General features: G+C 64.1%; 21 protein-coding genes. 8 read left to right on the forward strand and 13 right to left on the reverse strand.

Going from position 1 to position 23,026, the window contains the following annotated elements; all coding sequences use genetic code 11:
- Positions 1 to 22 precede the first annotated feature (22 nt).
- Entirely contained in the window at positions 23 to 1,045 is a 1,023-nt protein-coding gene (locus tag O0879_RS07340) for a Gfo/Idh/MocA family oxidoreductase (protein ID WP_289915662.1), read from the forward strand.
- Positions 1,046 to 1,058: 13 nt separating this feature from the next.
- On the opposite strand, the gene O0879_RS07345 is transcribed toward O0879_RS07340, so the two are convergent.
- A complete protein-coding gene (locus O0879_RS07345) occupies positions 1,059 to 1,397 on the reverse strand; it encodes an addiction module antidote protein (RefSeq protein WP_099664432.1) in 339 nt (112 codons plus the stop codon).
- Entirely contained in the window at positions 1,354 to 1,728 is a 375-nt protein-coding gene (locus O0879_RS07350; RefSeq protein ID WP_289916161.1) for a type II toxin-antitoxin system RelE/ParE family toxin, read from the reverse strand. The genes O0879_RS07345 and O0879_RS07350 overlap by 44 nt, the downstream gene beginning before the upstream one ends.
- 240 nt (positions 1,729 to 1,968) lie before the next feature.
- Between O0879_RS07350 and O0879_RS07355 the strand changes: the two genes are divergently transcribed.
- Positions 1,969 to 3,186, forward strand: coding sequence for a hypothetical protein (locus O0879_RS07355; RefSeq protein ID WP_289915663.1), 1,218 nt, complete (start codon positions 1,969 to 1,971; stop codon positions 3,184 to 3,186).
- A gap of 3 nt (positions 3,187 to 3,189) precedes the next feature.
- Here O0879_RS07355 and O0879_RS07360 read toward each other — a convergent pair whose 3' ends face one another.
- Entirely contained in the window at positions 3,190 to 4,569 is a 1,380-nt protein-coding gene (locus tag O0879_RS07360; RefSeq protein WP_289916162.1) for an MFS transporter, read from the reverse strand.
- A gap of 229 nt (positions 4,570 to 4,798) precedes the next feature.
- On the opposite strand from O0879_RS07360, the gene O0879_RS07365 reads away from it, so the two are divergent.
- From O0879_RS07365 to O0879_RS07375, 3 genes are all read left to right on the forward strand, one after another.
- Positions 4,799 to 5,344, forward strand: a complete 546-nt coding sequence (locus O0879_RS07365; protein ID WP_289916163.1) for a TetR/AcrR family transcriptional regulator — start codon at positions 4,799 to 4,801, stop codon at positions 5,342 to 5,344.
- Between the two features lie 88 nt (positions 5,345 to 5,432).
- On the forward strand, positions 5,433 to 6,473 hold the full coding sequence (locus tag O0879_RS07370; RefSeq protein WP_289915665.1) for a ParB/Srx family N-terminal domain-containing protein: 1,041 nt from the start codon (positions 5,433 to 5,435) through the stop codon (positions 6,471 to 6,473).
- 77 nt (positions 6,474 to 6,550) lie between these two features.
- Positions 6,551 to 8,206: a ParB-like protein gene (locus O0879_RS07375; RefSeq protein WP_289915667.1), complete on the forward strand. Its 1,656-nt coding sequence runs from the start codon at positions 6,551 to 6,553 to the stop codon at positions 8,204 to 8,206.
- A 67-nt stretch (positions 8,207 to 8,273) separates the two neighbouring features.
- Here the strand turns inward: O0879_RS07375 and ugpC are convergent, their stop codons facing one another.
- The 5 genes from ugpC to O0879_RS07400 form a co-directional block, all read right to left on the reverse strand.
- Positions 8,274 to 9,383, reverse strand: a complete 1,110-nt coding sequence (gene ugpC / locus O0879_RS07380) for a sn-glycerol-3-phosphate ABC transporter ATP-binding protein UgpC (protein WP_099664438.1) — start codon at positions 9,381 to 9,383, stop codon at positions 8,274 to 8,276.
- A gap of 9 nt (positions 9,384 to 9,392) precedes the next feature.
- Entirely contained in the window at positions 9,393 to 10,262 is an 870-nt protein-coding gene (locus tag O0879_RS07385) for a carbohydrate ABC transporter permease (protein WP_034777933.1), read from the reverse strand.
- Positions 10,259 to 11,143 (reverse strand): sugar ABC transporter permease, encoded by an 885-nt coding sequence (locus O0879_RS07390; protein WP_010397323.1) that lies wholly within the window; start codon positions 11,141 to 11,143, stop codon positions 10,259 to 10,261. The genes O0879_RS07385 and O0879_RS07390 overlap by 4 nt, the downstream gene beginning before the upstream one ends.
- Before the next feature lie 115 nt (positions 11,144 to 11,258).
- A complete protein-coding gene (locus O0879_RS07395; RefSeq protein ID WP_099664439.1) occupies positions 11,259 to 12,512 on the reverse strand; it encodes an ABC transporter substrate-binding protein in 1,254 nt (417 codons plus the stop codon).
- A 356-nt stretch (positions 12,513 to 12,868) separates the two neighbouring features.
- Positions 12,869 to 14,182, reverse strand: coding sequence for a carbohydrate porin (locus O0879_RS07400; RefSeq protein WP_099664440.1), 1,314 nt, complete (start codon positions 14,180 to 14,182; stop codon positions 12,869 to 12,871).
- 346 nt (positions 14,183 to 14,528) lie between these two features.
- On the opposite strand from O0879_RS07400, the gene O0879_RS07405 reads away from it, so the two are divergent.
- Both O0879_RS07405 and O0879_RS07410 read left to right on the forward strand, forming a co-directional pair.
- Positions 14,529 to 16,442, forward strand: a complete 1,914-nt coding sequence (locus tag O0879_RS07405; protein ID WP_289915669.1) for a glucokinase — start codon at positions 14,529 to 14,531, stop codon at positions 16,440 to 16,442.
- The gene (locus O0879_RS07410) at positions 16,426 to 17,520 is read left to right on the forward strand and encodes a LacI family DNA-binding transcriptional regulator (protein ID WP_289915672.1); all 1,095 of its coding nucleotides are present in this window, start codon (positions 16,426 to 16,428) and stop codon (positions 17,518 to 17,520) included. Before O0879_RS07405 ends, O0879_RS07410 begins: the two co-directional genes overlap by 17 nt.
- Positions 17,521 to 17,548: 28 nt before the next feature.
- On the opposite strand, the gene O0879_RS07415 is transcribed toward O0879_RS07410, so the two are convergent.
- The 4 genes from O0879_RS07415 to O0879_RS07430 all read right to left on the reverse strand — a co-directional run bounded on the left by O0879_RS07415 (position 17,549) and on the right by O0879_RS07430 (position 21,592).
- Positions 17,549 to 18,472, reverse strand: coding sequence for a carbohydrate kinase (locus tag O0879_RS07415; protein ID WP_289915673.1), 924 nt, complete (start codon positions 18,470 to 18,472; stop codon positions 17,549 to 17,551).
- Positions 18,469 to 19,683, reverse strand: coding sequence for an AGE family epimerase/isomerase (locus tag O0879_RS07420; protein WP_289915675.1), 1,215 nt, complete (start codon positions 19,681 to 19,683; stop codon positions 18,469 to 18,471). Before O0879_RS07420 ends, O0879_RS07415 begins: the two co-directional genes overlap by 4 nt.
- Positions 19,684 to 19,751: 68 nt before the next feature.
- Entirely contained in the window at positions 19,752 to 20,753 is a 1,002-nt protein-coding gene (locus O0879_RS07425) for a tetratricopeptide repeat protein (protein WP_289915678.1), read from the reverse strand.
- On the reverse strand, positions 20,750 to 21,592 hold the full coding sequence (locus O0879_RS07430; protein WP_289915679.1) for a tetratricopeptide repeat protein: 843 nt from the start codon (positions 21,590 to 21,592) through the stop codon (positions 20,750 to 20,752). The genes O0879_RS07425 and O0879_RS07430 overlap by 4 nt, the downstream gene beginning before the upstream one ends.
- Before the next feature lie 134 nt (positions 21,593 to 21,726).
- Between O0879_RS07430 and O0879_RS07435 the strand changes: the two genes are divergently transcribed.
- Complete coding sequence (locus O0879_RS07435) at positions 21,727 to 22,116, forward strand: DUF1090 family protein (protein ID WP_180278561.1); 390 nt, start codon at positions 21,727 to 21,729, stop codon at positions 22,114 to 22,116.
- Here O0879_RS07435 and mmsB read toward each other — a convergent pair.
- Positions 22,113 to 23,018: a 3-hydroxyisobutyrate dehydrogenase gene (mmsB, locus tag O0879_RS07440; protein WP_289915681.1), complete on the reverse strand. Its 906-nt coding sequence runs from the start codon at positions 23,016 to 23,018 to the stop codon at positions 22,113 to 22,115. The two genes, O0879_RS07435 and mmsB, sit on opposite strands and share 4 nt — an antisense overlap.
- Between the last annotated feature and the right edge of the window lie 8 nt (positions 23,019 to 23,026).

A 23,026-nucleotide genomic window follows, 5' to 3' on the forward strand; every position in this document is an offset into this window, starting at 1 on the left:
AATAAAAATATCTGGAGACACCATGTCATCCCCAACATTAAAAGTCGGCATCGTCGGCCTGGGCCGGCTGGGCCAGCGCCACGCCATCAACCTGGCACAGCGCGTGCCGAATGCCGAGGTCGTGGCCGCCTGCAGTCCTGTGCAAGCCGAACTGGACTGGGCCGCCAGCACGCTCGGCATCACCAATGCTTATGCGGATTACGACGCCCTGCTGGCCCACCCGGGCCTGGACGCCGTCTTCCTCGTTACGCCCACCTCGCTGCACGCGGACCAGATCATCGCCGCCCTGCGCGCCGGCAAGCACGTATTTTGCGAAAAACCGCTGTCGCTGGACCTGGCCGATTGCCTGAAGGTGGAAGCGGAAGCGGCGCGCCACCCGCAGCTGACCATCATGATCGGCTTCGTGCGCCGCTTCGACGCCAGCTACCATGACGCGCAGCAAAAGATCGCGCAAGGGCTGATCGGCAAGCCCTACCTGGTGCGTTCGCAAACCTGCGACCAGAACGACCCCAGCGGCGCCTTCATGCGCTTCGCCCCCACCAGCGGCGGCATCTTCCTCGATTGCAGCGTGCACGATATCGACCTGGCGCGCTGGCTGCTGGGCAATCCCGTGCCCAAACGCGTGTATGCCAGCGGCACCAACGCCATCCACACGGGCTTGCAAGCGTTCGGCGACGTCGACAATGGCCTGGCAACGGTCGAGTTTTCCGATGGCAGCATGGCCAGCTTCATGGCGTCGCGCACCATGGCGCATGGCCATGAAACCCTGACGGAAGTGTTCGGCACGGGCGGCCGCCTGGCCGTGGGCAGCAATCCGCGCCTGAACAGGGTGGAAATTTCGGATGCGCATGGCGTGCGCAATGAATGCACACCGGACTTCTATGCCCGCTTCGCCGACGCCTTTTTGATCGAGGCGCAGGAGTTTACGGATGCGGCGCTGGGCCGGCGCACCTTGTCCTTGACCTTGCACGACGCGACGGAAGCGACGCGCATCGGCCTGGCCATGACGCAAGCGATGCGCGAAGCGCGGCCCGTCGAGTTTTAAGCTGCCGGTGGACTCAGGCAGCCGGTGCAGGAAACGGTTGCTTGGGTTCCACGGCCAGCCGCAAGCCCATGGCATCGAGGATGGCCGTCAAGGTGCTCAGCGAGGGATTGCCTTCGGGCGACAGGGTGCGGTACAGCTGGGTAGGATTGAGCTTGGCCGCCTGCGCCACGGCCGGCACGCCGCCAAAGGCGCGCGTCAGCTGGCGCAGCACGGCCAGCAGTTCGCCATGGTCGCCATCGACGAGGATATTGTTGATCAATTCCAGGGCGAAGGCGGGATCGTCGCGGTACAGCTCAGCCATCGCTTCGTCATGCGAGCGGTCTCTTGGTGGTTTGCGGATGTCCTCGTTCATGTTCTCTCTCATGTCCCCTCTCCTTCCAGTCGTGCCAGCAGGCACAGGCGTACTCGATATCTTTCGGTTGCGTGCGCTTGTCGCCACCGCACAGCAATAAAATGATCTGTTCGCCGGCAATGGCATAGTAGATACGGTAGCCGGCCCCCACATCGATGCGCAACTCCCACACGCCGTCGTGGCAAAACTTGTGGTCGCCAAAATTGCCAGGAATCATACGCAGCACGCGGCGCACGATGGCCACCCTGGCCGTGTTGTCGCGCTGGCGCTTCAGCCATTCCGTATATAAATCCCTGCCCGATGACGTCAGGTAGTGCCGGATCTCATACATCATATTCGTCCATAAACGAAGAAAGATCAAGGAGAAAATCACGTGTACATGTAAAAAAGAAGACCACGCCATCTTGCTACCAAACCCACTCACACAGGCCACGAATGCCAGGTTCACTGAGCTACATCAAGATGCCTTTCGCTCATTGTTATAGGGAAATGATGTCGCCCGACCGTGCCTCACGTCTGGCTGATTGCGCTATACAATAAGCGCTGTCCAACCGTGAAGAACCCTGCCTCCATGAGCAACAACGACAGCAACTCCCCTTCCCTCACCGACGTGGCCGAACGCTACGTCAAGCTGGTCCTGGCCATGGGCCAGCACGATGCCTCGTATGTCGACGCGTATTACGGCCCGCCTGCGTGGCAGGCAGCAGCGGTCAAACAGCCGCAGAGTTTGAGCGATATCAAGGATGGCGCAAACGCGGCGCTGGCCCTGCTGGCTGACGCCTCCTGCCTGCGCGCCCTCAACCTGCGCAAGCAGTTGCAAGCCGTGCTGGCCAAGGCGGACATGCTGCAAGGCACACGCCTGGATTTCGACACGGAAAGCGCGCGCCTGTACGACGCCGTCTCGCCCCACCACAGCCGCGCATATTACGCAGAACTGGTGGCGCAGATCGACGCCCTGCTGCCTGGCGACGGCACGGTCAGCGACCGGGTCAACGCCTTGCGCGCGCAACTCATCATTCCCGCCGACAAGCTGCGCGCCGTCATGGATGCGGCCATCCGCGCGGGCCGCGAACGCACCTTGCAGTACATCGCCCTGCCCGAAGGCGAGGATTTCGTGCTGGAATTCGTCACCGACAAACCGTGGAGCGGCTACAACTGGTACAAGGGTAACTACCAGAGCGTGATCCAGATCAATACCGACTTGCCCGTGTATATCGACCGCGCGGTCGATCTCGGCTGCCACGAAGCGTATCCCGGTCACCACGTCTACAACGTGCTGCTCGAGCGCGACCTAGTGCGCGGCAAGGGCTGGATGGAATACTGCATCTATCCGCTGTACTCGCCGCAATCGTTGATCGCCGAAGGCACGGCCAATTACGGCATCGAACTGAGCTTTACGGATGCAGAACGGCTGGCATTCGAACAGCAGGTGCTGTACCCGCTGGCCGGCCTCGATCCGGTGCTGGCGCCCCGCTACGCACAGCTGAACCAGTTGCTGGCCAAACTCGGCTACGCCGACAACGACATCGCGCGCCAGTACCTCGAAGGCAGCCTGACCCGCGAGCAAGCGCTGGAATGGCTGGTCAACGTGCGCCTGTACCCGGCCGAAAAATCCGCGCAGCGCCTGCAGTTCTACGACGCCATGGGCGCGTACGTCATCAATTACAACCTGGGCCAGGACATGGCGAAAGCCTATGTCGAGCGCCAGGGTGCGACGCGCGCCGAGCACTGGGCCGCGTTCCGCGACCTGATGTCGTCGCCGCGCGTGCCCAGCCATTTGCAGGCATAAGCCTTACTTCGGCGGCAGCCAGTACAGCGGCAAGGCCACGGCCAGGCACGCCAGCCCCGCCAGCAGCATGGCCAGCTGAAAACCGGCTGCCAGGGCGGCAACCTGCCCCGCCCGCTCCAGCAAAGCGGCGGCGCGCAAGCTCATCACGCTGCCCAACACGGCCACGCCCAAGGTCATGCCCGCCTGGCGCAAGGCATTCATGATGGCCGAAGCCATGCCGGCTTGCTCGCCGCGCACGGATGCCATCACCAGCAAACCGGTGGCCGGCACGGCCAGGCCCATCGCCAGGCCCAGCAGGCCGAACAGGCTGCCGACGATGGCGTAGGGCGTCCGCGGCGCCAAGGTCGCCGTCGCCAGCAGCACCAGGCCCGCCAGCACATAGCCGCCCAGCATCATTCGCCGCAGGGACAAGTGGCGGCTGAGGCGGCCGAAACACAGGGAAACGACGCCCATCGCCGCGAACTGCGGCAACATGCGCCAGCCGCTGGCGCCCGCCGGCCAGCCCTGGATTTGCTGCAGGTACAGCGAGAAAAAGAACAGGCTGCTGTAGCAGGCAAACCCCAGCACCAGCGACGCCAGGTTGATCAACGCAAAGGTCCGGTCGCAAAACAGCCGCAACGGCAACAGAGGACGTGGCGTGCGCGCTTCGACAGCCAGGAAGGCGACGAAGGCCAGCAGCGCCACACCCAGCGATGACCAGGCAGCCATGCCGCCCGGTCCGTTCACCTCGCCCAGCGCGATCAAGCCGTAGGTGAGCGCACCGAGCCAGACGATGCTGAGCACCTGTCCCGTCCGGTCCAGCGCCGCCTGTTCCCGGTAATGGCGTTCCGTCATGCCCCAGGCGCCCAGCAGCACGGCCAGCACGCCCAGCGGCAGGTTGATCAGGAAGATGCTTTGCCAGCCCGTGGCCTCCAGCAGCATGCCGCCCAGCAGCGGTCCCAGGATCAGCGCCAGCGCGCTGAAGGCCGACCAGCCGCCGATCACGTGCGCCCGTTCGCGCGGGTCGGGAAACGCGTGGCTCAATATCGGCATCGCGCCCGGAATCAGCAAGGCGCCCGCGACGCCCTGCACGGCACGGCCCGTCAGCAATAGCGGCAGGCTGGCGGCCAGCGCGCACAGCAGCGAACCGGCCGTAAACAGGGCCACGCCCAGCAGCCAGATGCGCTTGTGCCCATGCCGGTCGCCCAGCGGACCGGCCGACAGCATGCAGGCCGACAGGCACAGCGCATACGCGTTGACCACCCACTGCAAACCCGCCATATCCGTCGCCAGCGCCGTTTGCAGGGTGGGCAAAGCCACATTGACGATGCTGATGTCGAGCGAGGCGAGAAAAGTGCCCAGGTAGGCGGCGGCCACCAGGGCCGCGCGGCGATAGCGCTGCATGGCGTGTCTCCAATTCATGAGTTCGCCTTTATCATAACTATCGACTGACCGTCAGTCAATTGAAAGATACAGGCTTGCATGGCGGCTACTTGGGCGGCGCCCGCGCTTCACTTATACTGGGCGCATGACCACGACACGACACGCCAACCCCGCCCTGCCCGATGCCGCCGCCGCGCCGACCCCCGTTCGCCCGCGCACCAAACCAGCCGAAGTGCGCCTCGATGAATTGATGGCCGCCGCCGAGCGCCTGTTTCTCGACAAGGGCGTGGAAGCGACCACCGTCAGCGACATCACCACCCTGGCCGGCGTGGCGAAAGGCACGTTCTATCACTATTTTCCGTCCAAGCACGAGATGCTGGCGGCGCTGGCCGGACGCTATACGCAGCACTTCCTGGCCAGCCTGGAAACGGCCGTCGACCTGTGCATGCCCGGCGACTGGGAAGGCCGGCTGCGCGCGTGGGTGCAGGCGAATGTGGCCACTTACCTGCGCACCTGGCAATTGCACGACGTCGTCTACACGAGCCACAGGCGCAGCATCGGCATCGATTCTGCGGACAATCCCGACAAGAATGCCATCCTGGCCCAGTTGGGCGCCATCCTGGCGGGCGGCGCGGCGGCCGGCACCTGGCCTTTGCCGCAGCCGCGCCTGGCGGCCCTGATGATTTACTCGGCCGTGCATGGCGTGACGGACGACGCCATCGCCGCGCAGTTACAGGACAGCAGCGCCTTCGCCGCCGACGTGGCCGACGCCTGCCTGCGCATGCTGGGCCGCTGACGGCGCGCAGCGATGTGAGCCACTCCTGCGCGGCATCAAGGTACGGCGCCTGACGTCATCCATACTGTATCGATTGGAGACACAGGCAATGAACCGGATTCTCTCCCGCATCCCCGCCCTGCTGCTGGCCCTGGCCTGCCTTGCAGCCTTCCTGCCGCCGGCACTGGCCCGCGATGCTGCCGTCGCGCCCGCCCTCAGTGCGCGCCAGCAGGCGCTGATGGCGACCGTCGCGGGCAGCGCCGCCCATCCGCGCATCCTGCAGGTGCGCCTCGATGAACTGCACCCGACCCAGCCGGCCATCGGCTACGACCAGGTGTACTACAAGCTGGGACGCTATGCGGCCGAAGAAAAACATATCGCCGACATCGCCAAGCCAAAGAAATTCGCCGACCTGTGCGAAGCCAATGGCCAGGGCGACGTCTTGCCCGGCACGGCCAATGTGGCCGGTGCCACCCTGGCCACGCCACCGCCCGGCTACCGCTGCAAGGCAGCCGTGGGCAGCCGTCCCGACGACATGAAGACTGTCGTCATCGGCCCGCGCGGCACGGTATACCTCACCGATGGCCACCACACGTTTTCCACTTTCTGGGATGCCGATGGCGGGCGCAACCACCAACTCAAGGTGTGGGTCAAGGTCAGCGACAATTTCAGCGCGCTGGGCGAAACGGCCTTCTGGGCCCGCATGCGCGCGGAAAACAAGGTATGGCTGAAAAACGGCCGGAACCAGGCCATCACGCCGCAGCAGTTGCCATCCGCCATCGGCCTCGCATCCCTGGGCGACGATCCCTACCGCTCGCTCGTGTACTTCACGCGCGGGATCGGCTACAAGCCGCCCGGCCAGGCTACGGAATTTCTCGAATTCTACTGGGCCGACTGGCTGCGCCGCAAACCGGCGCTGGATCTGGCGCGTGTCGACCTGCTCGATCCCGCCGCGTATGCCAGCATCATCCTGCTGGCGGCGCAGGCGATGGCGGCGCTGCAACCGGCGGAGCCCGTCAGCGGCGGCAAGCGCGCGGCGGACCTTGGCGCCCTGCGCGAAATCGACCATGCAGCGTTCGACGAGCTGACCGAAGACAAGGGCAAGCTGGGCTACGCCATCGACTACCGCAAGTCGCTGCTGCGTCAGTAACATCCAGGCGTGTCATCATCCTGACATCTGCGCCCGCTAGCATGTCGGCACTTTTCAGGCCGACATCACGGGACACCATGTACAAGCACAGCATCCGCCGCAGTACCTTATCGATTGCCATCGCCCTCGCACTGGGCGCCAGCCTGGCCGCCTGTGGCGGCACAGACTATCGCGACACCACGGCGCCCGTCGCCCCGGTGAACCCCGTCACCCCGGCACGCATCCTGAACGTGGTAGCGGCGACCGGCAAGGCCGTGGCGAATGCTTCCGTCTCCGTGCTCGACGCCGGCAAGAATGTCGTCGGCAGCGGCACCACGGACGCGACAGGCAAAGTGGCCATCACCCTGGCTGCCGCGGCGAAGGCTCCCTTCCTCGTCTCCGTCACGCCGGCAGGCGGCACCACCCTGTACGCGCTGTCGCTGAAGGAAAGCGCCGTCAACCTGACGCCGCTCACCTCCGTCATCGCCATGCAGCTGCTGGGCAGCATCCCCTCAAGCGCGTCCCCCGCCAGCCTGGCCGCCATCGATGCGGCCAGACTGCAAACGGCGCAGACGCAGCTGGGCACGGCCCTGGCGGCGCCCCTGCAAACCCTGGGCATGGCGGCCAACTATGATTTCGTCAATGGCGCCCTGACGCCGAACAGCAAGGACCCGGCCGACGTCCTGCTCGACAACCTGCAGGTAAAACAGAGCGGCACGGATATCGACATCGTCAATGCCAGCGGCAGCATCGTCGCGCAAATCATCGATGGCGGCGCGCCACTCGCCACCGGCAAGAGCGTGCTGGAAACGCCGCCCGTGCTCGGCGCGCGCCAGCAAGTGCTGGCCGCCACCGTTGCCGGCACCGATGCGGCGCCCGTCTTCCTGCAAGTGTCGCTCGACGAACTGCATCCCACGCAGCCAGCCGTCGGCTACGACCAGATCTACTACAAACTGGGCCGCTACGGCGCGGAAGACCTGGCCATGACCAAGACCAACAAGCCGAAGAAATTCGCCGAACTGTGCGAAGCCAACGGCCAGGACGACGTGGTGAGCAAGACGGCCAACGTGGCCGGCGCCACCCTGAGCAATCCACCGGCCACGTTCCAGTGCAAGTCCGCCGTGGGCACCAAGCCGAGCGACATGAAGACGGTCGTCATCGGCCCGAACGGCACCCTGTACCTGACGGACGGCCACCACACGTTCAGCGCCTTCCGGGATGCCGACAATGGCCAGAACCTGCAGTTGAAAGTGTGGGTCAAGGTGACGGACAATTTCAGCAAGCTCAGTGAATACGATTTCTGGGCGCAGATGAAGAAGGTCAACAAGGTCTGGCTGAAGGATGGCGGCAACAAGGCCATCGCCACCAGCCAGCTGCCCGCGTCCATCGGTTTGAAGTCGCTGGGCAACGACCCGTACCGCTCGCTCGTCTACTTCACGCGCGACGCCGGCTACGTGGTGCCGTCGACGGCCACGGAATTCCTCGAGTTCTACTGGGCCGACTGGCTGCGCACGCAACCCGGCATCGACCTGGCCAAGACGGACACGCGCGACGTTGCCAGCTACATGGCCACCATCAAGAGCGCATCGACGGCGATGGCGGGCCTGAAGGCGAACGATATCGTCAGCCGCGGCGTGACGGCGCAAACCCTGGGCTGGACGGGCGTCTTCAGCCAGGCCGCGCTGGACGACCTGGTCACGCCGACGGGCAAGCTGAGCTACGCCATCGCGTATAAAAAATCGCTGGCCAAGTAAGCGCGGCGCAAACGACAACGGCCCGCCTGTCAGCTGACAGGCGGGCCGTTTTTATGGGCAACGTCGCTTACGCGATGCGTTCACCATTCTCCGGATCGAACAGGGCCGCTTTCGACAGGTTGAACGACAGCTGCATCGTCTGTCCTGGCAGCACGGCTTCGCGCGGATGCGTGCGGCAAGTCACGGCGGCGCCGTTCAGGCGCGTCGTCAGCAGGGTATCCGGGCCGGTCGGCTCGACCAGGTCGATCAGGCAACCCAGTTCCTGGCCCACGTCGCCGTGCGCACTGCTCATGTCCGTGATCTGCTCCGGGCGCACGCCCAGGATCACGTCGCGGCCCGCATAACTGCGCAGCTTGTCGGTGGCGAACGGCAGGGCCAGACGCATGCTCTTGCCTGCGTTCTCGATGGCGACAAACACCTCATTGCCTTCGACGACGGGCTTGACGGTGATGAAGTTCATCGATGGCGAGCCGATGAAGCCGGCCACGAACAGATTCGCCGGATTGTCGTAGATTTCCTGCGGCGTGCCCAGTTGCTGCACCACTCCATCCTTCATGACGGCGATCAAATCGCCCATGGTCATCGCCTCAATCTGGTCATGCGTGACGTAGACGATGGTGGCCTTCAGGCGCTGGTGCAGCAGCTTGATCTCGGCGCGCATTTCCACGCGCAGCTTGGCGTCCAGGTTCGACAGCGGTTCGTCGAACAGGAACAGCGACGGCTTGCGCGAAATGGCGCGGCCCATGGCGACCCGTTGGCGCTGGCCACCGGACAGCTGCGCCGGGCGGCGGTCCAGCAAATGCGTGATCTGCAGGGTTTCGGCGACGCGGGCGACGATTTCTTCCTGCTCCGCCTTCGGCACTTTTTTCACGTTCAAGCCGAACGCGATGTTTTCGCGCACCGTCATCGACGGGTACAGCGCATACGACTGGAACACCATGGCGATGTCGCGGTCCTTCGGCGGCAGGTCGTTGACCACCTTGCCGTCGATGAGGATTTCACCGGAAGTGACGCTTTCCAGGCCGGCTACCATATTGAGCAAGGTCGACTTGCCGGAGCCGGAGCCGCCGACGAGGATCAGGAACTGGCCATCCTTGATCTCGATGTCGATGCCCTTGAGGACTTCGACGCCATTCGTGTACACCTTGCGGATGCTGCGTATCGATAAACTGGACATATTCTTTCCTTAACCTTTGACTGCGCCTGCGGTCAGACCGCGCACAAAATAACGGCCTGCGACCAGATAGACCAGCAGGGTCGGCAGCGCGGCAATCACCGCGGCCGCCATGTTGACGTTGTATTCCTTCACGCCCGTGGACGTGTTGACCAGGTTGTTCAAGCCCACCGTGATCGGTTGCGAATCGCCGCTGGCGAAGACGATGCCGAACAGGAAGTCGTTCCAGATCTGCGTGAATTGCCAGATGATGCAGACGACGAAAATCGGACCCGAAATCGGCAGCACGATCTTGCGGAAGATCAAGAAGAAGCCGGCGCCGTCGATGCGGGCCGCCTTGATCAATTCTTCCGGCACGCCGATGTAGTAGTTACGGAAGAACAGGGTCGTGAACGCCGTGCCATACACCACGTGGACGAAGACCAGGCCGGTAGTCGTGTTGGCCAGGCCGAATTCGCCCAGCAGACGCGCCATCGGCAGGATCACCACCTGGAAAGGAATGAAGCAGCCCACCAGCAAGGCGGCAAACAGGATTTCCGAACCGCGGAAGCGCCAGTGCGCGAACACGTAGCCGTTGAAGGCGCCTAGGAAGGTCGAGATCAGCACGGCGGGAATCACCATCTTGATCGAGTTCCAGAAGAACGGCTGCATGCCGTCGCAGGTGACGCCCGTGCAGGCCGAGGACCAGGCCTTGGACCAGGAGTCGAACTGCCACACGTGCGGCAGTGCCAGCAGGTTGCCGCTGCGGATCTCGTCGAGCGACTTGAACGACGTCGACAGGGTCACGTACAGGGGCACGATGTAGTACACCGCAAACAGGATCAGCAGCAGATATACAACCACCCGTCCGAGGGTGAGGCGATTATTGCGTGTAGGTGTCATCTCATCGCCTTTGCGCTGCGCGTTTCCAGGTACATCAGCGGCACGAGCACTGCCACGATGGTGGCCAGCATCATCATTGCCGATGCCGAGCCCAGGCCCAGCTGGCCGCGGGTGAAGGAAAACTGGTACATGAAGATGGCCGGCACGGACGACGAATTGCCAGGTCCGCCAGCCGTCAGTGCGATGACCAGGTCGAAGCTCTTGATGGCGATATGCGCGAGGATCAGCAGCACGCTGAAGAACACTGGACGCATGGCGGGAATCACGATGCGCCAGTAGATCGTCGGCAGGGATGCGCCATCGACTTGCGCCGCCTTGATGATTTCATCATCGATGCCGCGCAGGCCCGCCAGGAACAGGGCCATGACGAAGCCCGACGATTGCCACACGCCGGCGATCACCACCGTGTAGATGGCCATGTCGGAATTGACCAGCCAGTCGAAGGTAAACGAGGTCCAGCCCCAGTCGTGCATGACCTTTTCCAGGCCCAGGCTGGGATTGAGCATCCATTTCCACGCCGTGCCGGTGACGATGAAGGACAGCGCCATCGGATACAGGTAGATGGCGCGCAGCGCGCCTTCGGCGCGGATTTTCTGGTCCAGCAGGATGGCCAGGAACAGGCCGATGGCGATGCTGCAACCGATGAACAGGACACCGAAGATGCCGAGGTTCTTGAGCGAGGTCCACCAGCGCTCGTTGTCGAACAGCTCGACGTATTGCACCAGGCCGGCGAACTCGTAGTTCGGCATCAGCCGCGATTCGGTCAGCGACAGCCAACCGGTCAAAAAGATAAAACCATAGACGAATACCAAGCTGGCGATGAGCGTGGGGCCCAGCACCATCTGCGGTATCCATCGGTCGAATTGCTTGCGTATGGACATAGGACAGCCGTAGAAGTAGAACTGCGTGTGGCGCCGGCCTGGACGAATGCCAGGGCGGACGCCTGCGATGCATGCGATGCAGAGGGCGCCGGCGGGAGTGCCGGCGCCGTCGTGATTACTTCACTTTTGCCGCTTTGGCCAATGCAGCAACCGCGTCTTTCGAGCTCATGTTGGTGTTCATGAACTTGGCGATGACGTCGGTCACGGCGCCTTGCGTGGCCGATGCCAGCGCCATGCCGTGGGCGAACGATGGCACCAGGCCGCCGTTCTTGTTGGTGGCGTCCATGTCTTCCATCGATTTCAGGGCGCAAGCGTCAAACTTGTCCTTCGATACGCCGGAACGCACGGGGATGGAACCCTTGTTCAGGTTGAAGATCGACTGGAACTTCGGATTCATGATGGCGTTGGCCAGGGCGATCTGCCCTTTCTTCGCATTCGCATCCTTTTGCGTGAACATGGCAAACGAATCGATGTTGAAGGTGTAGGCCTTGTCCGTGCCAGGAGCGGCCACGCACAGGTAGTCCTTGCCCGGCACCTTGCCGGCGGCCGTGAACTCGCCCTTGGCCCAGTCGCCCATGAACTGGAAGCCGGCCTTGTTGTTGATGACCATGGCGGTGGCCAGGTTCCAGTCGCGGCCTGCCGCATCCTTGTCGATGTAGGTCTTCACCTTGCCCAGGGTGTCGAACACCTTGAGCATGGTCGGGCCGGTCAATTCCTTCTGGTCCAGCTTGAGGATGGCCTTCTTGTAGAATTCCGTGCCGCCCACGCCCAGCGCGACGGATTCAAACACGGTAGCGTCCTGCCATGGCTGGCCGCCGTGGGCGATCGCGATGCCGCCCGATTTCTTGATTTTCTCGGCCGCGTCGAAGAACGCATCCCAGGTGGTCGGGGTGGTGGCCACGCCGGCTTTTTTCAGCACTTCCGGGTTGACCCACATCCAGTTGACGCGGTGGACGTTGACAGGGGCGGCAACGTAGTGGCCCTTGTATTTCATGATGTCGGCGACGACTTTCGGCAGCACGGCATCCCATTTGCCTGGAATGGCGGCATCATCGATATTGGCCAGTACGCCTTCCGCGCCCCACTCCTGGATCGACGGGCCCTTGATCTGGGCGGCCGTTGGCGGATTGCCGGAAATGACGCGGGTTTTCAGCGCGGTCGCGGCGTTTTCGCCAGCGCCACCGGCCACGGCGAAGTCTTTCCAGCCGAAGCCGCTTTCCTTCACGATTTGCTGCAACTGGCCCACGGACTTCGCTTCGCCGCCGGAGGTCCAGTAGTGCAACACTTCCACGTCGGTCGCAAAGGCGCTGCCGGCAAATGCCAGGGTGGTCAACGCGGCCAGTTGGGTAATCTTGAATTTCAGTTTCATCTCCACATTCCTTTTTTGATCAAGCTTTTAGGGGGCTTCGGCATACGGGGGCCGAAAAAGGTGAAATCTGCGCCTGTACCGGCGCTCTTGTGCTCAGACCCGCTTGCAAACGGGCATCATCTTGGTGTAAAGACGGCGCCGTGATCCATGAAACGACTACATTGCATTTATATCACGGGACGGCGCCAAAAACGCATCCGCGAAGGATGCGCCAGGTTGATCTGCATTACAAACATCAACACTGAACAAAACCGTCGCGAGCGGCAGTGATTTGTGGCTAAGAAGCGCAACCGTGCTAGAGCACGGTGAGCATCGCAGGCCGCAAAGCGCGCCGCGCAGCAGGTTTGGTTCGGTGTTTAGAACCAAGTTTCTACCTGGAAACCATAAGAGGTGCCGCTGGTATTGTTGTTGTAGATCGGGCCGCCGTTGTTCGACGCATTGACCGACGCGGTGGCCGCATCGTTCCATTTGCCGTAGGTCACGAAAGCGCGCAGCTCAGGACGCGACCACAGGCCAGGACCAGCCGAGATCGTCGGGGCGATGGTCAGCTTGGTCAGGCGCTTGGCCGGCAGGCCGCCCGCTTGCGTCACGCGGTCCGTGCCCAGTTCGCCCACCAGCTTGAAGTTGTCGGTGAATGCGTACACAGGGCGCACGCCAACCGAGGTCCAGGTCGAGGAACCGTTGGCGTTCGACTCGTCTTTTTGCCACAGGGCGACGAATTCCATGCCGAAGTTGGCCATCGGCTGGATCGCCATGTCATTGAAGATACGCGTGCGCTTGACGTCCGAACCGAAACTGGTGTCGCCCGAAGCGCCGAACTGCGCGCCCTTGCCCGTGCCGGGACCGACGCCGTACTGCACGCCGAAGGTGTTGCCGCCGCCAAACACTTTACCTTGACGGTGGAAGGCCGACAGCTGCCAGCCATTGTGTTTCTTACCGTACAAGTCGTTGTCCTTGCCTTCACCGATGATGTAGGTCGCGGCCAGGTCCAGGGTGCCGTTTTCATTGACGGGAATCTCGCCGTAGATGAAGTTCTGGCGCACGGCCGAACGGGTGCCGAGCAAGGCGCCCGGCTTGCCGCTGATCGTGCCGAGGCTATCATCGAACTTGTTGAAGTCGTTGTCCTTGAAGAAGGCATACGAGAATTTACCGGGACCAGCAGGAATGCGGTCCAGGCCGGCGCCCGTGCCGTTCATATTGATGTATTGCAAGTCCAGCATGTGGATGTCAGGACGGTAGTAGAAGCGTTTGCCGATCCAGGCCGTGCCGCCGTTCAGGAAATCGAGTCCCTGCGCTTCGACATAGGCCTTGACGATGCCCAGCTTGTTGTCGCCGAAATCCGAGTTTGGCGCATAAGCGTTGACCCAGATGGTGGCCAGGTAGTTCACGCCGCCGGACTTGGCAATGGACTTGGTGTAGCCGAATTCCGTGTAGGCGTCGCACTCATTGCCCAGACGGTATTTCATGGTATTGCCACCCAGGCCGAAGCAGCCTTGCGAACCGCCGTCGCCCGACGTATTGCTGCCGGCGCCGGCGCGCAGGTAGCCGTGGAAGCCTTCGGAGTCGGATGGGTACATCGGGTCGGCGGCAGCGGAACCGCTGGCGATGGCTAAGACGATGGCAGCTGGCAGTGTTTTCAACACGGCCTTCAACATGGTGCGATGCAGCATGGTAAGTCTCCTCAGTAATTTATTTTTTATCTAGTCATTCGTGGCCGAATGTACTGGCCAGAATTCTTTCCAGCAGGGACATAGTAACTATACTACGAACAAATATCAACATATTATGTTGTAATCCTACGACTACTCTGCGACACTTTATTTGCGTACCGACAGGCGCGTTGACTGCCCTGTTTATTCCGCCGGCGCCGCCCGTTTCCGGCACTGCGGACAAGCATTTATGCAGGCGTCCCGCATTTTTCGGCACGCGGCACGTATACGAATTAAAATCCTTGGTTTTTGCCATAACGACAGTGCGCCGCCAAGACAGCGCACGCAGACGAGACTAGGCACCGCCATGAAAATAGATGAAAAAATGGAAGTAGCAGGCAGCGATCCGGCGGAGCGTTTCAGTGAAGGGCCGCGCTTGCTGGCCGACATCGGCGGCACCAACGCCCGCTTCGTGCTCGAAACGCGCCAGGGCCACCTGGAAGCGGTCGCCGTGCTGCCCTGCGACGACTACGCGTCGCTGCTCGACGCCATCACCGCCTATATGGATAGCAGCGAAGCGCGCGCCGCCGGTTCGGCGCGCGTGCGCCATGCGGCCATCGCCATCGCCAATCCCATCGACGACGACAATATCCGCATGATGAACCATCACTGGTTCTTCTCGATCGAGGCCATGCGCGCCACGCTGGGCCTCGACACCCTGCTGGTGGTGAATGACTTCACGGCGCTGGCCATGGCCCTGCCCTATCTGCGGCCCGACCAGCGCCTGCAGATCGGCGGCGGCATGGCGCGTGCCGACAGCGTCATCGGCCTGCTCGGTTCGGGCACGGGCCTGGGCGTGTCGGGCATGATCCCCGCCGAAGACCGCTGGATCGCGCTGGGCAGCGAAGGGGGCCACGTCAGCTTCGCGCCCTGCGACCAGCGCGAGATGGACGTGCTGTCCTTCGCCTGGCGCGAACTGTCGCACGTCTCGGCCGAACGCCTCGCTTCCGGGCGCGGCCTGGAACTGATCTACCGCGCCCTGTCCGAGCGCGCCGGCAAGCCAGATGCGCTGCCGCTGCTGGCCGCCGAAATCACCAGCCGCGCCCTGAACAATGAATGCGACGTGTGCCTCGAAGCGGTAGACTGCTTCTGCGCCATCCTCGGCTCCATCGCCGGCAACGTGGCCATGACCCTGGGTGCGCTGGGCGGCATTTATATAGGCGGGGGCATCGTGCCGCGCCTGGGGCCCCTGTTCGAACAGTCGCAGTTCCGCGCCCGCTTCGAGCAAAAGGGCCGCCTGAACGAGTACCTGGCGCAGATTCCCACCTTTCTGATCACGGCCGAACTGCCGACTTTCCTCGGCATCGCCGCCATCCTCGCGCAAAAGCTCAAGCGCGCCCATTCCGGCGCGCCCGTACTCGAATCCGTGCGCCAGGCGCGCGGCAGGATGAGTCCCTCGGAATGCAAGGTGGCCGACTGGGTCTTGAAGGAGCCGAACGCCATGCTGACCCTGCCGATTGCCGAAATCGCCCAGCGCGTCGGCGTGAGCCAGCCGACCGTGATGCGCTTTTGCCGCTCGATCGGCGTGCAGGGCCTGGCCGACTTCAAATTGAAGCTGGCGTCCGGCCTGACGGGCGGCGCCATCACGGTGGCCCACTGCCACGTGGAGATATCGGATTCCGACGCCGAACTGGCGCGCAAGGTGCTGGGCAATAACGCCTCGGCCGCGCTGGCCCTGCGCGACATGCTCGACGTCAAAGCGCTGACGGCCGCCATCGAACTGCTGCGCGGCGCGCAGCGCGTGGAATTGCTGGCCGTGGGCAGCGCCCGCGTGGTGGCCGACGACATGCAGCACAAATTGCTCAACCTGGGCATCGTCAGCAGCTTCTTTGCCGACCCGCAGGCGCAGGAAATGAGCGCCGCCATGCTCAAGCCAGGCGACGTGGCGCTGGTCATTTCCCGTTCCGGCGCCCTGCCCGACCTGCTGCGCACCGTCAAGGTGGCGCAGGGCTGCGGCGCGCGCGTGCTGGCGATCACGGCCAGCGGTTCGCCGCTGGCCAAGCTGGCCGACGTGCTGCTGACCTTGAACCACCCGGAAGGCAACCTCAATTTCGTGCCCATGATCGTGCGCCTGCTGCAGCTGATGATGCTCGATATCCTGTCGGTGGGCCTGGCGCGGCGCGACACGGCGCAGCGCACCAGCGCCGCCCAGCTGGAAGAGGGTCAATTGCACGGCATGCGCATCAGCGGCAAGCTGAAATTCGGTGGCCACCTCGAATAAGGCGGCGCACGCCGCCCCCACCTCCTCCGACGCCGCCAGCGGCGCCACCGTGCACGACGTGGCGCGCGTGGCCGGCGTGTCGGCCATGACGGTGTCGCGCGTGATCAACGGGCGCGCCAGCGTCAGTGCGGCCACGCGCGACAAAGTCGAGGCGGCGATCGCCAGCCTGCACTACCAGCCCAATCTGGCGGCCAGGGCGGCCCGCACGGGCACCCTGCGCATCGGCCTGTTGTACAGCAATCCGAGCGCGGCCTTCCTCAGCGAATTTTTAGTCGGCGCCATGGATCAATGCCGCCAGGGCGGCGGCCAGCTGCTGCTGGAACGCTGCGAAGACCTGGACAGCCAGCGCGCCGGCATCGATTGCCTGGTGGCGGCCGGCGTGGACGGCATCCTCGTGCCGCCGCCCCTGTGCGATTCGCCGGAAGTGCTGGCGCAGTTGAACCGGATGGGCATCCCCGCCATCGCCGTGGCGACGGCGCGCCCCTCGCCCGGCGTTTCGGCCGTACGCATCGACGATTACGAGGGCGCGCTGGCCATGACACGCCATTTGCTCGCGCTGGGCCACCGCGACATCGGCTTCATCGAGGGTGATCCGGCGCACACGCCCGCCCTGCTGCGCCGCCAGGCTTTCGAGGACGCCATGCGGGAAGCGGGTTTGCGGGTAGCGCCGCACAGGGTGGCGCAAGGTTACTTTACGTATCGTTCGGGTCTCGACGCGGCGCGCCAGTTGCTGGCGCAAGCGCCACATCCCAGCGCCATCTTCGCCAGCAACGACGACATGGCCGCCGCCACCCTGGCCGTGGCGCACGGCATGGGCTTGCAGGTACCGACGCAATTGAGCGTGTGCGGCTTCGACGACACGCCCGTCGCCACCACGGTCTGGCCCGAGCTGACCACCATCCACCAGCCCATCGCCGACATGGCGCGCGCCGCCGTCAATCTCGTCATCGACGAAATCCGCCAGCGCCGCGCCGGAGAAACGGCGCCCGCCACGCATCATTTGATGGCGTTTACCTTGATGGCGCGGGCGTCGACGGGGGAATGTGCTCCGGTCGGGCACATTCCGGTCGCGAAGTGACTGCCCCCACCAACCCGTCGAACGCCCCTTAGCGCACCACCGTGCGCTGCACCAGCGACTCCACCAGCTCCACCGAAGGGGGCGCGCCGCCGGCCGCCAGGCAGGCGCCCGCGCCCGCCGCGACGGCAAAGCGCAAATGCTGGCCGCCATCGGCCTCGGGCCGGTACATCAGGCTGTACAGCAAACCGCCAATGCTGGCGTCGCCCGCCCCCACCGAATCGACCACCTCGATGACGGGCGGCGCCGCCTGCCATGTCTGCTCGCCCCGGTACAGCGCCGCGCCTTGCGCGCCCCGCGTATACAAATACGTGGCTTGCGGATTCCAGCTGCGCAGCATGGCAAACGCGCCATCGATGTCATCATGGCGGAACAGGCCCGCCAGGTCTTCGTCCGACACCTTGATCACGTCGGCCAGCTGCGTCATGCGGCGCAAGGTGGCGTCGTAGCGTTCATCCATCATGATGCGGAAATTCGGGTCGTAGCTGATTTTCACGCCAGCCGCCTTCAATTCCTGCGCCAGCGCCACCAGCTTGCCCGCCAGCGGTTCGCGCGCCAGGCTGATGCCGCCGAAATGCACCCATTGCGCCCCCTGCATCCAGCCGGCCGGCAGGAGCGACGCGTCGAAATGCAGGTCGGCGCTGTCGTCGCCGATGAAGTAATACGTAGGCGGATGCAGTTCATGCACGATGGCCAGCAGCGGCGACTTCGCATGGCGCTGCAGGAAGCGCATGTCCAGGCCCGCCGCCCCGGTGGCAGCGGCCAGCGCATCGCCGAAGACGTCCAGGCTGACGCCGCCCGCAAAGGCGCTGGGCACGCCAAGGCGCGCCATCACGCGCGCCACGTTCCAGGTCGAACCGCCCACCTGGCTGTTCCAGGAGTCGGCGCCCGTGCGCAGCATGTCCGTCAGCGCTTCGCCGGCCGACACAAAGCGTGGGAAATTGGCGGCGCTCATACTGCACCGCCGATCACGTTCAGCACTTCATAGCAGGCGCCCATGGTGTGGTAATCGGTCTTGCCGGCCGGGCTTTTCTCGTTGCTGATTTTTTGATTTTCAGGCGTCAGGATGCGGTACCAGGCGCCGTGTTCGTGGTCGACAAAGTGCGTCCAGCTGTAGTCCCAGATCTTGTCGTAGCTATGCCAGTAAGCCTCGTCGCCCGTGCGCACGGCCAGCACGGCGGCCGCCGCGAAGCTTTCCGCCTGCACCCAGAAGTATTTGTCGCCGTCGCAGATCTCGTCCTGCGGGCCGAAACCGTAGTGGATGCCGCCATGCGCGCCATCCCAGGCCTTGGCCAGCGCCGTGTCGTACAGGGTGCGCGCACGCGGCAGCAGCCAGTCCGATGGGCCGGCCATGAACCGGCTGTGGCGCTCCATGATCAACAGCAGCTTGGCCCATTCCGTGAAATGGCCGGGCTGGTAGCCCCACGGACGGAAGATATTGCTCTTGTCGTGCAGGTTATAGTCCCAGTCGATCGACCAGTCAGGCTTGTAGTGCTCCCAGATCATGCCGTTCGCCAAGCCCGCCTGGCGCACCGTGATGTTGTGCGCCAGGGTCTCGGCGCGGTGCAGATATCTCGCTTCGCCCGTCGCCTCGAACGCTGCCAGCATGGCTTCGCAGGCGTGCATATTGGCGTTCTGGCCCCGGTAGCCGTCCAGGGTGGACCAGTCGGCGCTGGCCACGTCCGCATACAGGCCGTGTTCGGGCAGCCAGAAACGCTGTTCCATCAATTCGAAGGTCTCGTCCAGATACGCGCGCGCTTCCGTCACGCCAGCTTGCAAGGCGTGCGCATAGGCCAGCAGCACGAAGGCCAGGCCGTAGCAGTGGTTGGCGCCGTCTTCCACCGTTTTGACGCCGTCTTTCCAAGACAGTTGCCAGGCATAGCCGCCCGTGGCTGGGTCGCGGTGCACGTCGCGCAGGAAGGCCACGCCGTGGCGCAGGGCCGCCTGGCAACCTTCATCGCCGAAGTGGCGGTACGCCATGGCGTAATTGAAGATGAAGCGCGTGCTGCTGACCAGGTGACGCGTGCTGGCGTCGTACACCGTGCCGTCATCGAGGAAGTAGTGATAAAAGCCGCCGCTGGGATCAATCGCGCGCGGGTGATAAAAACTCATCGTGTGCTGGATATGCTTTTCGAGCATGTCCCTGGAGCGGAAATCGGGATTCATGGGTCTCTCATGATATTGTTATCGATAACAATGATGATAGCATGCCGTCCCCGCGCCGTCATGCCGGCTCAAGGAGTCTTGGCCAGCCTGAGTTTTTCGCGCCACAGGGCCGCTTGCGCGGGGTCGGCCGCCTGTTCCAGCTCGCCCTTATCGTACACCTTGACCAGCCGTTCGATGGCTTCCAGGTCGCCCTGCTTCGCCGCCAGCAGGTACAGCGCGAAGGGCTTGGGCGCCGGCCCTTGCCGGGTCGGACCGCCCCGGCCCTGCTCCAGCAACCGCGCAAAGCCCGTCTGGCCGGGCGGACTTTTGGCGATGGCGGCCATTTCGTACCAGCCCAGGGCCGCCTCGTCGCTCTGTGGCGCGCCCTGTCCCACTTCATACGAGTACGCCACATTGTTCAAGCCGGAGGGATCGAGCGCCTTGGCCGCCCGCATGTACCAGGTGAATGCCTGCTTGCGCTGCGCCTCGTCCTGCGCCGTCATCATCAGGCGGTAGCCGATTTCATTGTAGGCGGGGATGAAGCCGTTCTCGGCATAGAACTTCAGCCAGTGCAGCGCGTGCGCCTGTTCTTCCGCGCTGCTGTGGATATTTTCAAAGTGCTGGGCCACCGTGAAGTTGGCCAGTTCCACGCCTTGCGCGGCGCCCTTGCGCGACCAGTATTCGCCCAGCTTGCGGTCGATGGCCATGCCCTGGCCAAGCGTATAGGCGACGCCCAGGAAGGCTTGCGCGGGACCGTTGCCGCCTTCGGCCGCCTTCTTCAGCCACGCCAGGCCCAAGTCGCGGTCGCGCGACGTGCCCGCGCCCTCGTGCAGCATCTGCGACAGTTCCAGCTGGGCGGCCGTATCGCCCCCTTCCGCCGCGCGGCGCGCCTTGTCGAAAGCGGCGACCTTGTCCGGCGACAGGTCGGCCGGGCGCTCGATCACGGCCTGCACGCGCGCGCGCATGTCATCGAGGCCGGACATATCGAATTCGACCAACGCCGGATGCTGGCGCGGCTCGCTGGTGGACGCCGGCTGCGCCAGCACGGGCTGCGCCAGGGCCAGGCTCAATACAAACAGGATGGTCTTCATTTCTTTTCTGCCTCCGCCAGTTTGCCGCGCCATTCGGCGGCGTCTTCGGCATTCGCCTGCTCTCCCAGTTCGCCCTTGACATACACCTCGATCATGCGCCGCATGGCGGGCAGGTCGCCGCTCCATCCGGCCCGCTCGTACCAGACCAGGGCCCACTTGTCCGACTGCGCCACGCCCAGGCCCAGCTCATGTGCTCGGGCCAGATTGCGCATGCCGGCCGGCTCCTTTTCACGCGCCGATCTGTAATACCAGTGGAAAGCCTCGCCGCGATCCTGTTCATCGACGGCTGCGCGCATCAGGTGCTCGCCCAGCGCATTGTAGGCGGGCACAAAGTGCTGCTCGTTCGCCGCCGCCTTCAGCCAGGTGATGGCCAGCGCCTGCTCTTCGGCACTGCTGTCGCCATCGATGTATTCCATCGCCAAGATGGTTTGCGCCTCTGCATCGCCCTGCGCCACGCCCCGGCGCAGCCAGTACTCGCCCTGCGCGCGGTCGATGGGCACCTTGCCGCCCAAGGTGTAGGCCACCCCCATGGCCGCCTGCGCCGGCGCATAGCCGCCTTCGGCCGACTTGCGTATCCAGGCCATCGACTGTGCCGTATCTTGCGGCGTGCCGACGCCCAGCTGCAGCATGCGCGCCAGGTCCAGCTGCGCCTCCACGTCGCCCGCTTCGGCCGCGCGCCGTGCCTCGGCAAATTCGGCGATGCTTTCCGGGCTATGGCTAGCCGCATCCGCCCTGACCTTGATGGCGAGCAGCTGCAGGTCGAGCAAGGTGGGCGGGGTCTGGGCCAGGAGCGGCAACGGCAGCAGGAAAGGAATCAGCAAGAGGAGTTTCTTGGGCATGCGACGGTATCGGGAAGAAGAAAACACGCATGGTAGCCGATGCCATGCCAGACAGGCGCGCACTGCACAAGAAGTTTGACAGGGCAAGCCGGCAGGCTTACATTGCACGAGCCCACCACTTACACAGGAATGCCATGAACCGCCTCGCCACAACCGCCTTGACCCTGCTGCTCGCCGCAGCCTCCGTGGGCGCCAGCGCCGCCGACACCCAGCTGGCTGGCTGCGCCGCCAAGCGCGAAAGCATCCGCAGCGAATTGCACCAGGCGCAGGAACAGGGCCTGTCCGACAAGGTCGCGGGCCTGACGCGCGCGCTCGACGAAGTCAACGCCCACTGCCGCGACAGTACCCTGATCGAGCGCCACAACAAGAAAATCGTCAAGGCGCAAGCCAAGGTGAACCAGACGGAGCGTTCGCTGCGCCTGGCCCAGGAAGCGAACAAGGAGCCGAAGAAGATCGCCAAGCTGGAAGGAAAGCTGGAAAAAGCCAGGGCCGAGTTGGCGGCCCTGCAGGCGCAACAGCCTTAAGCCTTCTCGCCCAGCAGTTGATAAATGCTGGAAAAATCCAGCGCGCCCGCCCCTGCCTTGCTGTGCAAACTATATAGGTTGCGCGACAAGGCGCCCAGCGGCACGCTCGCTCCGCTGGCCAGCGCGCTTTCCACGGCCAGCCCCAGGTCTTTCAGCATCAGGTCGACGCCAAAGCCGCCCGTGTAGCCGCGCGACGCGGGCACGTTTTCGGCCACGCCGGGGCACGGGTTGTAGACTTCCAGGGTCCAGTTGCGGCCCGAGCTTTTCGCCATCACGTCCGACACCACCTTCGGGTCCAGGCCATTGGCCACGCCCAGGCGTATCGCTTCGCTGGTGCCGATCATGAGTATCCCCAGCAGCATGTTGTTGCAGATCTTGACCGTCTGGCCGCAGCCCGAGCCGCCCGCGTGGAAGATGGCCTTGCCCATGACGTCCAGGTAGGGCCGCGCCGCCGCCAGCGCGGATTCTTCGCCGCCCACCATGAAGGTCAAGGTGCCGTTGGTGGCGCCCGCCGTGCCGCCCGACACGGGCGCGTCCAGCATCGGCATGCCCTTATCCTGCGCCGCGCGGCCCACCTGGCGCGCCGCCTCGGTGGAAATCGTCGAGCAGTCGATCAGCAGGGTGCCGGGCCGCGCCTGCGCCAGGATGCCAGAGTCCCCCAAAGGGTTACCCAAATAAGCACCCAGCACGTGGCGGCTGGCCGGCAGCATGGTGATGACGATGTCGGCCTGGCCTATCGCCGCCGCCTGGTCATCGGAGACCAGGCCGCCGCCATCGGCGAATTGCCGCACGCTGGCCGGCAGCAAGTCGAAACCCGTCACCGCATGGCCGGCCCGCACCAGGTTCTGCGCCATGGGCAAGCCCATGTTGCCCAGGCCGATGAAAACGATATTGGTGCTCATCGCCGCCT

Origin of the sequence: Janthinobacterium sp. SUN120, from assembly GCF_030397735.1 — a bacterium.
GTDB lineage: Bacteria > Pseudomonadota > Gammaproteobacteria > Burkholderiales > Burkholderiaceae_D > Janthinobacterium > Janthinobacterium kumbetense.

What these genes read in the sequence shown, in the direction of transcription:
- O0879_RS07340 (WP_289915662.1), top strand. Translation starts at nt 23, where the DNA reads ATGTCATCCCCAACATTAAAAGTCGGCATCGTCGGCCTGGGCCGGCTG.
- O0879_RS07345 (WP_099664432.1), bottom strand. Translation starts at nt 1,397, where the DNA reads ATGAACGAGGACATCCGCAAACCACCAAGAGACCGCTCGCATGACGAA.
- O0879_RS07350 (WP_289916161.1), bottom strand. Translation starts at nt 1,728, where the DNA reads ATGTATGAGATCCGGCACTACCTGACGTCATCGGGCAGGGATTTATAT.
- O0879_RS07355 (WP_289915663.1), top strand. Translation starts at nt 1,969, where the DNA reads ATGAGCAACAACGACAGCAACTCCCCTTCCCTCACCGACGTGGCCGAA.
- O0879_RS07360 (WP_289916162.1), bottom strand. Translation starts at nt 4,569, where the DNA reads ATGCAGCGCTATCGCCGCGCGGCCCTGGTGGCCGCCGCCTACCTGGGC.
- O0879_RS07365 (WP_289916163.1), top strand. Translation starts at nt 4,799, where the DNA reads ATGGCCGCCGCCGAGCGCCTGTTTCTCGACAAGGGCGTGGAAGCGACC.
- O0879_RS07370 (WP_289915665.1), top strand. Translation starts at nt 5,433, where the DNA reads ATGAACCGGATTCTCTCCCGCATCCCCGCCCTGCTGCTGGCCCTGGCC.
- O0879_RS07375 (WP_289915667.1), top strand. Translation starts at nt 6,551, where the DNA reads ATGTACAAGCACAGCATCCGCCGCAGTACCTTATCGATTGCCATCGCC.
- ugpC (WP_099664438.1), bottom strand. Translation starts at nt 9,383, where the DNA reads ATGTCCAGTTTATCGATACGCAGCATCCGCAAGGTGTACACGAATGGC.
- O0879_RS07385 (WP_034777933.1), bottom strand. Translation starts at nt 10,262, where the DNA reads ATGACACCTACACGCAATAATCGCCTCACCCTCGGACGGGTGGTTGTA.
- O0879_RS07390 (WP_010397323.1), bottom strand. Translation starts at nt 11,143, where the DNA reads ATGTCCATACGCAAGCAATTCGACCGATGGATACCGCAGATGGTGCTG.
- O0879_RS07395 (WP_099664439.1), bottom strand. Translation starts at nt 12,512, where the DNA reads ATGAAACTGAAATTCAAGATTACCCAACTGGCCGCGTTGACCACCCTG.
- O0879_RS07400 (WP_099664440.1), bottom strand. Translation starts at nt 14,182, where the DNA reads ATGCTGCATCGCACCATGTTGAAGGCCGTGTTGAAAACACTGCCAGCT.
- O0879_RS07405 (WP_289915669.1), top strand. Translation starts at nt 14,529, where the DNA reads ATGAAAATAGATGAAAAAATGGAAGTAGCAGGCAGCGATCCGGCGGAG.
- O0879_RS07415 (WP_289915673.1), bottom strand. Translation starts at nt 18,472, where the DNA reads ATGAGCGCCGCCAATTTCCCACGCTTTGTGTCGGCCGGCGAAGCGCTG.
- O0879_RS07420 (WP_289915675.1), bottom strand. Translation starts at nt 19,683, where the DNA reads ATGAATCCCGATTTCCGCTCCAGGGACATGCTCGAAAAGCATATCCAG.
- O0879_RS07425 (WP_289915678.1), bottom strand. Translation starts at nt 20,753, where the DNA reads ATGAAGACCATCCTGTTTGTATTGAGCCTGGCCCTGGCGCAGCCCGTG.
- O0879_RS07430 (WP_289915679.1), bottom strand. Translation starts at nt 21,592, where the DNA reads ATGCCCAAGAAACTCCTCTTGCTGATTCCTTTCCTGCTGCCGTTGCCG.
- O0879_RS07435 (WP_180278561.1), top strand. Translation starts at nt 21,727, where the DNA reads ATGAACCGCCTCGCCACAACCGCCTTGACCCTGCTGCTCGCCGCAGCC.
- mmsB (WP_289915681.1), bottom strand. Translation starts at nt 23,018, where the DNA reads ATGAGCACCAATATCGTTTTCATCGGCCTGGGCAACATGGGCTTGCCC.